Source organism: Actinocorallia sp. API 0066, from assembly GCF_020991275.1.
Classification (GTDB): Bacteria; Actinomycetota; Actinomycetes; order Streptosporangiales; family Streptosporangiaceae; genus Actinocorallia.
Genome location: NZ_JAJLQY010000010.1, coordinates 85,370 through 97,468 on the forward strand (window position 1 = coordinate 85,370; position 12,099 = coordinate 97,468).

Sequence of the window (12,099 nt, forward strand, 5' to 3'; positions counted from 1 at the left end):
CTGTCTCCGAGGGGAGATGATCGAAATGGCAAGACAGCAGCAGATCGTCAAGCTTCCACGTGTCCCCCGCAAGCCGGCCACCGACCTCGACCTGCGCACCCCCAGCGGCCGCGCCCTCCCGTACTGACCCCTGCCCCCGCCACGCCCCTACTCCAGCTTCGCCCCGCACCACGGACAGAAGTTGATCCCGATCACCGAGCTTCCGCCGTCATGGATGATCAGGCCCCACAGGCCGTGCTCGGGCGCGTGCGACACCACCCGGTCCGGGCAGTCGAACGGGTCGGAGTGCGTCTCACACCTGCGGGTCAACTGATGGCGCATGTCCGCGCAGCACAGGGTCATGACCCGAAGGTACTCGCCGGGGCTTCAGGGCCGGGTCGCCGCCCGTTCACCTGAGCGCCCGCCCCGCCTGCCAGGGTCGTTCCGTTTGAAAACGGAACGGAGTATCCCCATGCGACTTCGCATGCGCTGGACGGCGGGGGCGCTCGCGAGCGCCGCCGTCATCACCGGCCTTGCCCCCGCCGCCCACGCGGGCGGCGGCAAGCACCCCCTGTTCGAGCGGATCGCCACCTACCCGGTCTTCCAGAACCTGCCGAAGGGCGTCGACCCGGCGGCCGAGACCGTCGCGGAGATCAGCGCGGTCACGCCGGACGGAAAGACGCTCATCTACACCGACGCGCCCGGATCGCGCGTCGGGTTCCTCGACCTGTCCAACCCGGCCCGTCCGCGCGGCCTGGGCACGCTGGCGACCGCGGGCGGGCAGCCCACGTCCGTCGCCGTCGTCGGGGGCTACGCGCTCGTCGTCATCGACGCGGCGAAGAGCTTCACCGCCCCGTCCGGGCGGGTGGACGTCGTCAGGATCGCCGACCGCAGGATCGTCCGCAGCATCGATCTGGGCGGCCAGCCGGACTCGATCGCCGTGCGCGGCAAGTACGCCGCCATCGCGATCGAGAACCAGCGCGACGAGGAGGCGACGCCCCCCGGCGGCAAGGAGGGCGACCTCCCGCAGGCCCCCGCCGGCTTCCTCCAGATCCTCGACCTGAAGGGCTCCTCCCCGGCCGCGTGGAAGCTGCGCAAGGTGGCGTTCACCAGGCCCGACGGAAGCGCACTGCCCTCCTTCAAGGCCGCAGGGCTCGCCGCCCCGGCCGACCCCGAGCCCGAGTACGTGACGATCAACGCCAAGGGCAAGGTCGCCGTCACCCTCCAGGAGAACAACGGCATCGCCGTCGTCGACCTGCGCTCCGGCCGGATCGAGAAGGTCTTCTCCGCCGGAAGGGTCACCGTCAAGGGCATCGACGTCAAGGAGGACGGCGTCATCTCCCCGACCGGCACCATCCGCAACGTGCCGCGCGAGCCCGACGCGATCTCCTGGGTGGACGACACCACGCTCGCCACCGCCAACGAGGGCGACTGGAAGGGCGGCAGCCGTGGCTGGACCGTCTTCAACGCCAAGACCGGCAAGGTGCTGTGGGACGCGGGCAACTCCTTCGAGCGCCTCGCCCTCAAGTACGGCCACTTCAACGAGGACAGGTCCGAGAACAAGGGCACCGAGCCCGAGGGCCTGACCGTCGCGACGATCAAGGGCAAGCGGTACGCCTTCGTCGGCTCCGAGCGGTCGAACTTCGTCGCCGTGTACAACGTGGACCGCCCCGCGCGGCCCAGGTTCATCCAGTTCCTCCCGACCAACGCGGGGCCCGAGGGCCTGCTCGCGGTGCCGTCGCGCGGGCTGTTCATCGTGTCGTCGGAGAACGACGACGCGAAGGCGGGCGTACGCGCCGGCGTCCAGGTGTTCCGGATCGGCAGGCCCTCGGTGCCCGGCCTCGCGTCCGCGCCCGGCAAGGGCGGCGCGCCGATCGGATGGGGCGCCCTGTCCGGCCTGTCTTCCAAGCCCGGAAGCCGGGACGGCCTCTACGCCGTCTCCGACAACGCCTACAAGCCGACCAAGATCTACACGATCAACACCGGACGGACCCCCGCGCTGATCACCTCGGCGCTGACCGTCACGAAGAAGGGCAAGCCCGCCGCTTACGACGCCGAAGGGATCGCCGCGCGTCCGTCCGGCGGGTTCTGGCTGGCGCACGAGGGCGCGAAGGGGCCGGAGAACCTTCTCGTCCGCGTCTCGGCTCGGGGCGCCGTGCAGAAGGAGATCGCGCTCCCGGCGGCCATCACGTCGCGGCTGGGCGCCCAGGGCCTCGAAGGCGTCACGGTGACCGGCAAGGGCCGCGCGGAGACCGTCTGGGTGACGCTCCAGCGGCCGCTGACCGGCGACCCGGCCAACGTCGTCCGGATCGGGCGCTACGTCCCGGCGACCGGGAAGTGGTCCTGGTTCGGGTACCCGATCGCGCCGTCGGCGTCCGAGACGAACTGGAACGGCCTCTCGGAGATCACCGCCTACCGGGGCCGCCTGGTCCTCGTCGAGCGCGACAAGGCGTCCGGCACCCTGGCGAAGCACAAGAAGCTCTACACCGTCGCGATCCCGAAGGGCACCCCCAAGGGCCTCCCCGTCCTGAAGAAGACCCTTCTCCGCGACCTGCTTCCGGACCTCGCCTCCCGCAACGGCTGGATCCAGGAAAAGGTCGAAGGCTTCGCCGTCACCTCCTCCGGCCGCCCCTGGATCGTCACCGACAACGACGCCACCCAAGACGCCACCGGCGAAACCCTCTTCCTCCCCCTCCCCCGCCTCTAACCCCCTCCCCGGGGCCCGTCCACCCCTGCGGACGGGCCCCTCCGCATTAGGGGAGGAAGAGGAAGTAGAGGACGGACTCGGCGGCCAAGCCGAGGACGGCGAGGGGGGCGAGGGTGTTGAGGAGGCCGGGGCCGTGGACGAAGGCGCGGCGGACGACGGCGGCCTCGAAGATCCAGAGGGCGCCGGCGATGCCGAGGACGCCGCCGATCCAGGCCGGGAGGCCGTCGCCGCGGGCCGCGAGCACCAGCAGGAAGCCGAGGACGGCGGCGCCCGTCCCCACCGCGTACATCGTGTGTTCCGCCCTGAGTTCCATATCTGGTGAGATGCTCTGAAACGGCCCCGCGATTGCCATGGGATCGGACACGGACGTCAAAAACCCCTTAACGGCTCGGCCCGGATCAGCGGGCCACGGCCAGCGCGAACGGCACCGGGCCCAGCGCGCGGACCAGCGGCCCGACCATCAGGACGAACCCCTCAGGCCCGCGCGCGCTGGCGACCCCGCCCAGATCGACGATCCGCGCCACGGGCCAGCCCAGATCGTCCAGGAGGGCCGTGACGGACGCCTTGGCCTCCGGGTCGTCGCCGGAGAGGAACACGTCGGCTGCGTCCCCCAGCGCGCCCGGATCGGCCATCACGGCGACGTGGGCCGTGCTCAGCGCCTTCACCACCCGCGCGGCCGGAAGCGCCCGCTGGAGCTCCTCCGCGAGGCTGCTCTCCGGGTACCGCAGCGCGACGGCGAACCCGTGCGCGTCCGTGACGACGGCGTTGGCGACGTCCACGAGGGTCTTCCCCGCGATCTCCTTGGACAGGCCGCCCAGGACATCCACGGAGACGTCGCCGGGGAGCGCGTTCACGAGGATCGCGCCTGCGTCGGCCGCTTCCGCGAGGCTGAGCGCGCGCGCTTGCGGCACGTCCCACTTCGCCACGTCCCTTGTGCCGACCACGACGGTCCGCCCTGCGTCCGTCAGCTTCCGGGCCAGCGCGCGGGCGACCCCTCCGGCGCCCAGGATTCCGATCACGGCCATCCGCCGTCACCCCCATACTTGCCGAACGATCCTTACCGCGCCGACCCTAGGGACCGACCCGGACGTCCCGGCAGTACGCACCTCACAGTGCGTTGCGCACCCGGAGGGAAGATGACCACCACCACCGCCGCAGCCCGTCGCGCCGCCTCGGCCGCCGCCCACCGCGCCCGCGCCGCCTCCTGCCCCACCAACCGCCTCCTGGACGTCCTGGGGGACAAGTGGGTGCCCTTGATCCTCAAGGAGCTCTCCGTAGGGCCGCTGCGCTACAACGCGCTCTCCCGGGCCGTCGCGGGCGCCAGCCAGAAGATGCTCACCCAGACCCTCCGCTCCCTGGAACACGACGGCCTCGTAGCCCGCACCACCGCCCCCGACATCCCCCCAAGCGTCACCTACTCCCTGACACCCTTGGGCAAAAGCCTCCTGCCCGTCCTAGCCACCCTCACCGCCTGGGCCGAATCCCACATGCCCGACATCGACCAAGCCCGCACCGCGTAAATCCTCCCCACAAAAAGGGGCCGGGCCGCGAGGTTCCCCCCACGGCCCGACCCCAGCTGGTTGTCAGGTCACTTCGAGCCACGACGCAGATCCTTGGCCGCGTCCTTCAGATGCTCACCGGCCTGCTTCACACTCCCCTTGAGCCGATCCACACGCCCTTCGGCCTGCATCCTGTTGTCACGCCCGTCCTTCCCGACAGCCTCCTTGGCCTGCCCCTTAAACTGCTCCGCCCGATTCTTGACCTTGTCCAGAAATCCCATGATCCCACCTTCCGCGACGACTCCTACGCCCACCCTCCTTCCCCCAAACCCCCACTCCATACACATATCTCCACAATATAACGATATAAATCCATAATCACTCTCTCCCCACCCCCTCCGCCACCACCCTCACACACCACCACAAGGACCCCATGACCATCTTCTTCTGCCGCAAGTGCGGCACCGCCCTCACCCCCGACCTCACCCAGCTCCCCACCGTCCCGGAACCCGACGCCGCCGAAGCCCGAGACAGGACGACCAGGCTGGCACCCTCCACCGTCCCCCTCGGCCACTACGCGATCGAGACGAAGCCCTGGGGCGCCCCCTACGTCCCACACCCGTCGAACGCCCCGGCCCCGTCCCAGCCACGCGGCCTCCCCATGGCCATCAACAACACCTGGCTAGTCTCCGCCGGCCCCTCCGGCTCCTTCGTCCTCCACCCGGACGACGCCCCAACCCTCCTCCCCACCCACACCAACAACCAGGGCTGCTGCGGCCCCTCCGGCACCCAAGGCCCCAACCAAGCCTGCCCCTGCGGCTCCCCACTAGCCACCCTCACCGCCGACTGCCAAGGCCCCCACGAACTCCACCTAGACCCCACCCGCGTCCACCCCTATACGAACCCCACCCCCTAACAACCCCCACCCGCCTCCCATCGACGGCCCCGCAGGCCCCACCGATCCACCGGCGACCTCGACCGGCACTCAAGGACGACGACGCTTGCCCGGCTTGCGGGAGGCCGGGCGGCCCGTCAGCTTAGCCGGGAAGACCCGCAGGAACTCCGGCGAACGAAGCTTCCCCAACAACTGACGCAGAACCGGCACGCCCGGACCGGGAACCCACAGCACAGCCGACGCCACCTCCCCACCCCCGTCCAGGATCGTTACCGTCAGCCCCACCCCAGGCAACCCGTCATACAAACGCTTCACCTCCACCCCATGCACCCAGCCCACCACCACCTCGGGATCATCCAGCGACTCCCGAACCAGCCGCTCCATCTCCTCCATCGAGGGCTCCTCACCCATCACGCGCTCCTTTCCATCAGATCTCGCCAAACGTTCTCCAACTGGCCCAGCTCCCACCGGGCCCGCGTCACCAGATCCCGCGCACGCCGCCGCTCCACCGGCGACAACACCTCCAAATCCACCCACGGCTCGTACAGATTCACCATCGCCCGCAGATATGCCACCCGCAGGAACACCCGATCCGGCTCGCGCATCCCGCCCAGCCCGCTCACGAGGCCACCACCGGAACCGAAAGCCCCCACTCGACGAACACCGCGGCTAGTTCCCGAGCCGCCAAGGCCAGATCCCCGCACGTGCCGAGATCCCGCAGCCCAGCAGCCCTCAGCCAAGGCCCGCCCTCCTCGCCAAGCACGGCCACGACGCTCACGCCGACGCCCGGCAAGCACGGGTTCCACACGTTCAGCACGGGCTCAACGTCCACCCCCTCCCGTAGGAGAACCCCGAACCCGGACGCCTCAAGCACCGCCCCGAACCGAGCCAAACACCCCACCACGTCCATCACGCCCCCACCCCAGGCGACGGCAACGCCACAACCCGACCAATCCGCTCCGCAGCCAACACAACATCAGCAGCCGGACACAGCGCCTCAAACTCGGGAGGATCACCCCGCTCAAGCCCCGTCCACACCCAGAACCACCACAACCCACCCGACCCATGCGGCGCACAAACCACCTCCTGCCGCAACAGATAAGGCAACTCCCGACCCCCGTCCCCGCCCGGGTGAGACGACAGGTTCCGCACGACCAACCCGCCCTCCGGACGTGCCGAAACGCTCAGGCCGTGGCTGTTCAGGGCTTTGGTGAGGGTGGCGTACGCCGTTTCGGAGTCCATGGGCTCGACGGTAGGAGCCGTCTACGCACAGTCACAATGGCACTTCGAAAGTGTGGGGCCGGGAAGTGCCACAGGGTGTTATGGGGAGAGGTCGAGGTAATCGGCGAGGTCGCGCATGTCGGTGGTCAGGGTGCGCCGTTTGGCGATGATCTCGCTCAGGATGTCGCGAGCGTAGCGCTGGTTCGTGATCCATTCCGGGGCGTCACGGCGGATTCCCATCAGAAGGTCGATAGCCTGCGGGTACTGCCGCAGGAGGACCCGCGCCTTGGCGACGTCGAGAAGGTGCCGGTTGCGATTGTTGGAAGTGGGACGCAGATCGCCGAGCGGCACCCGTTCCGCGATGCTCAGCACCCGGTCGGGACGGTTCTCGACCATCGCGTTCTCGGCGGCCTTCATCGCGACGGTCATCGGCCCGAACGCGCGCAGGAAGTCACCGGGCGGCGCGAACTCGCCGCCCATGGCCACGGCGGCCGTGCGGGCCAGACGGATCGCGTCCTCGGCGTCGCCCGGCTGGTTGTTGCGGATCGCGGCGGTGCTCAGCCGGACCAGCAGCCATCCCCACGCCGAGAGGTCGGCCGCCGTCGCGCGGGACATGCGCGGCTCGACCTCGTCGGCCCACCGGGTGGCGAGCGCGGTGGCCCCGCCCAGATCGCCCTGGCGCATCAGCAGCCAGCAGCGGGTGTTGATGATCGCGGCGCGGTCGAGCGGGTCGTCGGACTCCTCAAGGGCCCTGCTCAGCGCGGTCTCCGCCGCGTCGAACTGGCGTGTCTGGGTGAGTAGCCATCCCGTGTGGTGCAGGAGGCGAGCACGTACCCGGTGTCCGTCCTGTCCAAGTTCGTCGGCGCTGCGGAGCAGGGGCGGAAGGAGGTCGGCCAGTTCGGCGTACCTGTCGCCGGAGAAGAGCGGCATCAGGGCCCTCAGGGTCGCGCCGACCTCACGGGCGCTCGGCTCGTCGTCGGGACCGCTCGCCGGGGTGCCGTCCAGCGCCGCGCGCAGCGCCCCCCACCGCGCCGAACGCTCGCCCGCGTCCGCTTTCCTGACGATCAGCGCCGCCGTGGGGACCTGCAACGCCGCCGCGAGCCGCCGCAGCGTCTCCAGCCGCGTGTCCTCCCGCTCACCCTGTTCGAGCTTCCGGACCAGCGACAACGAGACCCCGGACAGCCGGGCGAGCTCCCGTTGTGTCACGCCCCGCCGCTTGCGCACCGAACGGAGCCGTTCCCCAAGGCCCGACATACCCCCAGCCTAAATACCCGTCCCGGGAATGACCCGCCTTTCCCCAAAGCGCACCCGACGGCGGGGATACGGTGAGCCGGTGACGCCGCGCGTCCGAGAGTTCGACACCGAGAAGCCAGATGCGGCGATTCACCTACGGGTACTCGGAGGCAGGGGCCGGGCCCGGCCGTCGTGGGGCCGCTCGTCAGGGGTTCAGGGGGACAGCATGCCGTCCAGTTCCGCCAGGATCTTTTTCCAGGGTGGCATACGGGAGTGTGCGGGGGCGTCGGGTTCGTACAGTACGTGGACGCCCATCGAGCGGAGGTCGGCCAGGCTTCGGGAGAACGCGACGTGCCGTGCCAACTCGGCCTTGAGACAAGGCACCGCGAGGATGGGGACGCCCGCGCCGGTAAGTTCGCACAGGAGGCCGACGGCGAAAGTGTCGGTGATGCCGGACGCCCATTTGTTGATCGTGTTGAACGTGGCGGGGGCGACGATCACGGCGGACGCGTACGGCAGTGTCTTCGGCTCCCCCGGCATCCGCCACTCACTCCGCGCCGGACCGTCCAACACGACGGCCAACCGCTCATGATCGAGGAAGCGCATGCCGAGAGGCGTCCCCACGACCTGAATCCGCTCCCAACCCGCCGCACGAGCCAGAGAGACCAGCTCCGCCACGTCAGAGGCGGGCGGAGCCGCGCAGGCAACGATGTAGAGGACGCCACGAGTTCCGCTCGGAGATGATGCCGGTACCGCCATGCACTCAATCTGTCAGGCGAGACAAGCCGAAGCAGTCCCGCGCCGGAAGCTGTGAACGCTCATTCCCGGACGACCCTGTAATGCTCGTTCAGGGTCAGGCTGGACATTCTGATCAGGCGGACAGCGTAGGAACGGCCCTCGCCCTTCGGAATCCTCCGCAGAGACCGCCGAAGAAAAGTGATCCCTTCCTGCAGCGCCCGGACGCGCCAGGTGTCCAACGGACTTCCGCGAAGGGCGATCATCACCGCCCCGGCGATGCACGGGTCCAGCAGAAGGCACTCTTCCAGGCCATCGGCGAACTTGAGATCGTCGGGATAGGTGAGACAGCGGTGTTCCGCCCAGAGGATCGCGAGTTCGTCGCGATCCGTCCCGGTCATTCCGCTGGGGCGATGCCGATGGGGCAGGAGAGGCCGGTGCCGCCTAGGCCGCAGTAGCCGTTGGGGTTTTTGGCTTCGGAGAGGTATTGCTGGTGGTAGGGCTCGGCGTAGTAGTAGTCGGAGGCTGGGGTGATTTCGGTGGTGATTTCGCCTAGGCCGGCGGTGGTCAGGACGGACTGGTAGGCGTCTCGGGAGGACTTGGCGGCGGCCAACTGGGCGTCGGAGTGGGTGAAGATGGCGCTTCGGTACTGGGTGCCCACGTCGTTGCCCTGGCGCATGCCCTGGGTGGGGTTGTGGTTCTCCCAGAAGAGTTTCAGGAGGGACTCGTAGGAGATGGCGGCGGGGTCGAAGACCACTCGGACGGTTTCGGTGTGGCCGGTCTGGCCGGAGCAGACCTCTTCGTAGGTGGGGTTGGGGGTGTAGCCGCCCTCGTAGCCGACCGAGGTGGAGACGACGCCGGGGGCCTTCCAGAAGACGCGTTCCGCGCCCCAGAAGCAGCCCAGGGCGAATTCCGCGACTTCCGTGCCCGCAGGGAAGGGCGGCGCCAGCGGGGCGTCCAGGACGGTGTGACGGGCCGGGACGGGCAGAGGGTCGGCACGGCCCGGGAGCGCCTTGTCCGGGCTGACCATCGTCGTCTTCGCGAATCCGAACATGCCCTCAGGATACGCCCCCGGTCAAGACAGGACTCACCAGAGTTTGGCTAATTACGGCTTGGTACGCTGCCGCCCATGGAATCACGGCGGGGGCTCGCGGCGGGACTCACCGCCTACGTGCTCTGGGGCGTCTTCCCCCTCTATTTCCCCCTTCTGAAGCCCGCCGGAGCAGGGGAGATCCTCGCGCACCGGATCATCTGGACGCTCCTCACCGTCGGCGTCGCCCTCGCCGTCGCACGGAACTGGCGCTGGCTCCGGCGGACCACAAAGGGCCAGTGGGCGGCCCTCTCCGGCGCGGCCGTACTGATCGCCATCAACTGGGGCACCTACATCGTCGCGGTCAACGACGGCAGGACGATCGAGGCGAGCCTCGGCTACTTCATCAATCCCCTCTTCACCGTCCTCCTCGGCGTCGTCCTCCTACGCGAGAAGCTCCGCCCCCAGCAGTGGACGGCCGTAGGGATCGGCACGGTAGCGGTCGTCATCCTCACCGTTGATTACGGCCGCCCGCCCTGGGTCGCCCTGATCCTCGCGTGCACGTTCGGAACCTACGGGCTGCTCAAGAAGCGCGCGGCGATGCCGTCGGCGGAGGGGATGGCCGTGGAGGCCGCCGTCCTGTTCGTCCCGGCGCTGGCGTTCGCCGTCTGGACGCAGACGCAGGGCACCGCCGCGTTCGGCCACGAGGGCGCGGGCAACGTCGTGCTGATGCTCACCCTCGGCCTGGTCACGGCGGGCCCGCTGATGCTGTTCAACGTCGCCGCCAGGACGCTGCCGCTCAGCACCGTCGGCCTGCTCCAGTACGTCGCCCCGGTGCTCCAGTTCGTCGTCGGGCTGACGATCCAGCACGAGGCGATGCCGACGAGCCGTTGGGCGGGGTTCGGGCTTGTCTGGCTCGCCCTCGCGATCCTGACCTTTGACGCGTTCCGTACGGCTCATAAGGCAAGGGTCGCCACACCGGTCACCGTGGGCGCTTGAGACACTTGCACCGGTCGGCATCGCTTGGCACTCTTACTCGAAACCACCCCGAACGCCCGGAGTCCCACCAGGTGAACAAGGTACTCGCGAGCTTGGTGCCCGGCACCGTCCTCACCGCAGCACTCCTCGTAGCTCCGTGCGCACCCGCCGTAGCGGCGGTCCCCGAGCAGCGCGAGACGACGGCGTCCGCGCGCGTCGTCGCGGTCTCTCCGACGCGCATCACGCTCGACATCAAGAAGGTCTTCCAGTCGCGCCCGCTGTGGTGCAATCCGGCGGGTTCGTCGATCTCGCTGGCGACGCTCGGCATCAGCGTGTCGCAGAACGTGCTGGCCAAGAAGATGGGCACAAAGGCCCCGGCGGGCACCTATGACACGGCCGCCGTCAAGGTCCTCAACGCCTACGCGGCCCGCAAGGGCTACAAGTACACGCTCGTGTACGACGTGGACGACCCGGAGAAGCTGACCCAGCGGATCGTCCACAACGTGGGCGTCCTGCGCAAAGCGGTGCCGATCCAGGTCTACATGCGCAAACTCCCCTGGTACAAGGGCGAGATCAACGAGGGCAACCCGGGGCATATCGTCGTCGCCTACGGCTACGACAAACGGAACAAGACCGTCAAGGTCTGGGACCCGTACAACTACTACTTCACCGGCGGCACCCACACCATGAAGATCCGCCGCCTCGCCAAGGCCACCCAGGCCGTCGACAACCGCGCGGGGATGTTCTACCTCTCCCGCACCTGAGGCGGGCCGCAGCGGAAAGGGGACGGATCAGCGGATCCGTCCCCTTCGCACGTTCAGGGTCAGCCCGTGCGGGACACCACGTAGTCGCAGAGGCCGGTGAGGGCCTGACGGGCCGGGATGTCCGGCAGCGTCAGCAGCTCCGCGCGGGCGTCCTCGGCCCACTGACGGGTGTCGGCGCGCGCCCGAGCCATGGCCGGGTGCGCCCGCAGCAGGGCCAGGGCCTCGGCGTGCTCCGCGTCGTCCGTGATGGGGCCGGAGAGCAGCGCGCGCAGCCGGGATTCGTCGGAGGCGGCGGAGCCCAGGACGTGGAGCATGGGGAGGGTGCGGACGCCCTCGCGGAGGTCGGTGCCCGGGGTCTTGCCGGACTGGAAGGACTCCGAGGCGACGTCGAGGATGTCGTCGGAGAGCTGGAACGCGACGCCGATCTTCTCGCACGCCGACGTCAGGGTGTCCACCACCGAGGGGGACGCGCCCGCCAGCATGGCCCCGAACTGCCCTGAGGTGGCGATGAGGGACGCCGTCTTGTCCGCGACCACCTGGAGGTAGTGCTTGAGCTCGTCGCCCCCCTCGGGGACGCCCACGGTCTCCTGGATCTGGCCGCGCACGAGCCGGGCGAACGTCCGGGCCTGGATGCGCACGGCGTCCGTCCCGAGGTCGGCCAAGAGGTCCGACGCGCGCGCGAACAGGTAGTCGCCGGTGAGGATCGCGACGGTGTTGGTCCACCGCGAGTTCGCCGACGCGGCCCCCCGGCGGAGCGGCGCCTCGTCCATGACGTCGTCGTGGTAGAGCGTCGCCAGGTGGGTCAGCTCAAGGACGACGGCGGCGGGGACGATCCCGGGCGCCTTCGGGTCGCCGAACTGGGCGGCGAGCAGCACCAGCATGGGCCGGAACCGCTTGCCGCCCGCGTTCAGCAGGTGCTCGGACGCTTCCGTGAGCAGTGAATAGTCGCTGTGCACCGTCTCCAGCAGCAGGGACTCGACATCACCGAGCCCCTGCCGCACGTGCGCGGCGAGCGTGTCGTCCACCCGCAGATCGAACGGAACGGCAGCACTCACGAA

The 12,099-nt window shown here is 69.4% G+C and carries 17 protein-coding genes; 5 read left to right on the forward strand and 12 right to left on the reverse strand.

The window, feature by feature from the left end:
• Positions 1–147: 147 nt before the first annotated feature.
• Positions 148–342: a hypothetical protein gene (locus LO762_RS23715; protein WP_374201591.1), complete on the reverse strand. Its 195-nt coding sequence runs from the start codon at positions 340–342 to the stop codon at positions 148–150.
• Between the two features lie 109 nt (positions 343–451).
• On the opposite strand from LO762_RS23715, the gene LO762_RS23720 reads away from it, so the two are divergent.
• On the forward strand, positions 452–2,686 hold the full coding sequence (locus LO762_RS23720; RefSeq protein ID WP_230618113.1) for an esterase-like activity of phytase family protein: 2,235 nt from the start codon (positions 452–454) through the stop codon (positions 2,684–2,686).
• A 46-nt stretch (positions 2,687–2,732) separates the two neighbouring features.
• On the opposite strand, the gene LO762_RS23725 is transcribed toward LO762_RS23720, so the two are convergent.
• Both LO762_RS23725 and LO762_RS23730 read right to left on the reverse strand, forming a co-directional pair.
• Positions 2,733–2,999, reverse strand: a complete 267-nt coding sequence (locus LO762_RS23725) for a hypothetical protein (RefSeq protein WP_230618115.1) — start codon at positions 2,997–2,999, stop codon at positions 2,733–2,735.
• Positions 3,000–3,084: 85 nt separating this feature from the next.
• Complete coding sequence (locus LO762_RS23730; RefSeq protein ID WP_230618118.1) at positions 3,085–3,711, reverse strand: NADPH-dependent F420 reductase; 627 nt, start codon at positions 3,709–3,711, stop codon at positions 3,085–3,087.
• 111 nt (positions 3,712–3,822) lie between these two features.
• Here LO762_RS23730 and LO762_RS23735 point away from each other — a divergent pair, with 111 nt between their 5' ends.
• Entirely contained in the window at positions 3,823–4,206 is a 384-nt protein-coding gene (locus tag LO762_RS23735; RefSeq protein WP_230618119.1) for a helix-turn-helix domain-containing protein, read from the forward strand.
• 68 nt (positions 4,207–4,274) lie between these two features.
• Here the strand turns inward: LO762_RS23735 and LO762_RS23740 are convergent, their stop codons facing one another.
• Positions 4,275–4,466 (reverse strand): CsbD family protein, encoded by a 192-nt coding sequence (locus tag LO762_RS23740; RefSeq protein ID WP_230618122.1) that lies wholly within the window; start codon positions 4,464–4,466, stop codon positions 4,275–4,277.
• 152 nt (positions 4,467–4,618) lie between these two features.
• Between LO762_RS23740 and LO762_RS23745 the strand changes: the two genes are divergently transcribed.
• A complete protein-coding gene (locus LO762_RS23745; RefSeq protein ID WP_230618125.1) occupies positions 4,619–5,101 on the forward strand; it encodes a hypothetical protein in 483 nt (160 codons plus the stop codon).
• Between the two features lie 69 nt (positions 5,102–5,170).
• On the opposite strand, the gene LO762_RS23750 is transcribed toward LO762_RS23745, so the two are convergent.
• The 7 genes from LO762_RS23750 to msrA all read right to left on the reverse strand — a co-directional run bounded on the left by LO762_RS23750 (position 5,171) and on the right by msrA (position 9,323).
• Complete coding sequence (locus LO762_RS23750; RefSeq protein ID WP_230618127.1) at positions 5,171–5,491, reverse strand: hypothetical protein; 321 nt, start codon at positions 5,489–5,491, stop codon at positions 5,171–5,173.
• On the reverse strand, positions 5,491–5,703 hold the full coding sequence (locus tag LO762_RS23755; protein ID WP_230618129.1) for a hypothetical protein: 213 nt from the start codon (positions 5,701–5,703) through the stop codon (positions 5,491–5,493). Before LO762_RS23755 ends, LO762_RS23750 begins: the two co-directional genes overlap by 1 nt.
• Positions 5,700–5,993 carry a hypothetical protein gene (locus LO762_RS23760; RefSeq protein WP_230618130.1) on the reverse strand — a complete coding sequence of 98 codons (294 nt, stop codon included), beginning with the start codon at positions 5,991–5,993 and terminating at the stop codon, positions 5,700–5,702. The genes LO762_RS23755 and LO762_RS23760 overlap by 4 nt, the downstream gene beginning before the upstream one ends.
• Before the next feature lie 407 nt (positions 5,994–6,400).
• Positions 6,401–7,555 carry a helix-turn-helix domain-containing protein gene (locus tag LO762_RS23765; RefSeq protein WP_230618132.1) on the reverse strand — a complete coding sequence of 385 codons (1,155 nt, stop codon included), beginning with the start codon at positions 7,553–7,555 and terminating at the stop codon, positions 6,401–6,403.
• Between the two features lie 192 nt (positions 7,556–7,747).
• Positions 7,748–8,293: a flavoprotein gene (locus LO762_RS23770; protein WP_230618134.1), complete on the reverse strand. Its 546-nt coding sequence runs from the start codon at positions 8,291–8,293 to the stop codon at positions 7,748–7,750.
• A gap of 59 nt (positions 8,294–8,352) precedes the next feature.
• Complete coding sequence (locus tag LO762_RS23775) at positions 8,353–8,670, reverse strand: hypothetical protein (RefSeq protein ID WP_230618136.1); 318 nt, start codon at positions 8,668–8,670, stop codon at positions 8,353–8,355.
• Positions 8,667–9,323 (reverse strand): peptide-methionine (S)-S-oxide reductase MsrA, encoded by a 657-nt coding sequence (gene msrA / locus LO762_RS23780; protein WP_230618139.1) that lies wholly within the window; start codon positions 9,321–9,323, stop codon positions 8,667–8,669. Before msrA ends, LO762_RS23775 begins: the two co-directional genes overlap by 4 nt.
• Before the next feature lie 75 nt (positions 9,324–9,398).
• On the opposite strand from msrA, the gene rarD reads away from it, so the two are divergent.
• Positions 9,399–10,298: an EamA family transporter RarD gene (rarD, locus tag LO762_RS23785; RefSeq protein ID WP_230618141.1), complete on the forward strand. Its 900-nt coding sequence runs from the start codon at positions 9,399–9,401 to the stop codon at positions 10,296–10,298.
• A gap of 71 nt (positions 10,299–10,369) precedes the next feature.
• The gene (locus LO762_RS23790; protein WP_230618143.1) at positions 10,370–11,041 is read left to right on the forward strand and encodes a C39 family peptidase; all 672 of its coding nucleotides are present in this window, start codon (positions 10,370–10,372) and stop codon (positions 11,039–11,041) included.
• Between the two features lie 59 nt (positions 11,042–11,100).
• Here LO762_RS23790 and LO762_RS23795 read toward each other — a convergent pair whose 3' ends face one another.
• The gene (locus LO762_RS23795; protein ID WP_230618144.1) at positions 11,101–12,096 is read right to left on the reverse strand and encodes a polyprenyl synthetase family protein; all 996 of its coding nucleotides are present in this window, start codon (positions 12,094–12,096) and stop codon (positions 11,101–11,103) included.
• Positions 12,097–12,099 lie beyond the last annotated feature (3 nt).

Bases quoted from the DNA above. Each gene is read 5' to 3' on its own strand.
- LO762_RS23715 (WP_374201591.1), bottom strand. From the start codon at position 342: ATGACCCTGTGCTGCGCGGACATGCGCCATCAGTTGACCCGCAGGTGT.
- LO762_RS23720 (WP_230618113.1), top strand. From the start codon at position 452: ATGCGACTTCGCATGCGCTGGACGGCGGGGGCGCTCGCGAGCGCCGCC.
- LO762_RS23725 (WP_230618115.1), bottom strand. From the start codon at position 2,999: ATGGAACTCAGGGCGGAACACACGATGTACGCGGTGGGGACGGGCGCC.
- LO762_RS23730 (WP_230618118.1), bottom strand. From the start codon at position 3,711: ATGGCCGTGATCGGAATCCTGGGCGCCGGAGGGGTCGCCCGCGCGCTG.
- LO762_RS23735 (WP_230618119.1), top strand. From the start codon at position 3,823: ATGACCACCACCACCGCCGCAGCCCGTCGCGCCGCCTCGGCCGCCGCC.
- LO762_RS23740 (WP_230618122.1), bottom strand. From the start codon at position 4,466: ATGGGATTTCTGGACAAGGTCAAGAATCGGGCGGAGCAGTTTAAGGGG.
- LO762_RS23745 (WP_230618125.1), top strand. From the start codon at position 4,619: ATGACCATCTTCTTCTGCCGCAAGTGCGGCACCGCCCTCACCCCCGAC.
- LO762_RS23750 (WP_230618127.1), bottom strand. From the start codon at position 5,491: ATGGGTGAGGAGCCCTCGATGGAGGAGATGGAGCGGCTGGTTCGGGAG.
- LO762_RS23765 (WP_230618132.1), bottom strand. From the start codon at position 7,555: ATGTCGGGCCTTGGGGAACGGCTCCGTTCGGTGCGCAAGCGGCGGGGC.
- LO762_RS23770 (WP_230618134.1), bottom strand. From the start codon at position 8,293: ATGGCGGTACCGGCATCATCTCCGAGCGGAACTCGTGGCGTCCTCTAC.
- LO762_RS23775 (WP_230618136.1), bottom strand. From the start codon at position 8,670: ATGACCGGGACGGATCGCGACGAACTCGCGATCCTCTGGGCGGAACAC.
- msrA (WP_230618139.1), bottom strand. From the start codon at position 9,323: ATGTTCGGATTCGCGAAGACGACGATGGTCAGCCCGGACAAGGCGCTC.
- rarD (WP_230618141.1), top strand. From the start codon at position 9,399: ATGGAATCACGGCGGGGGCTCGCGGCGGGACTCACCGCCTACGTGCTC.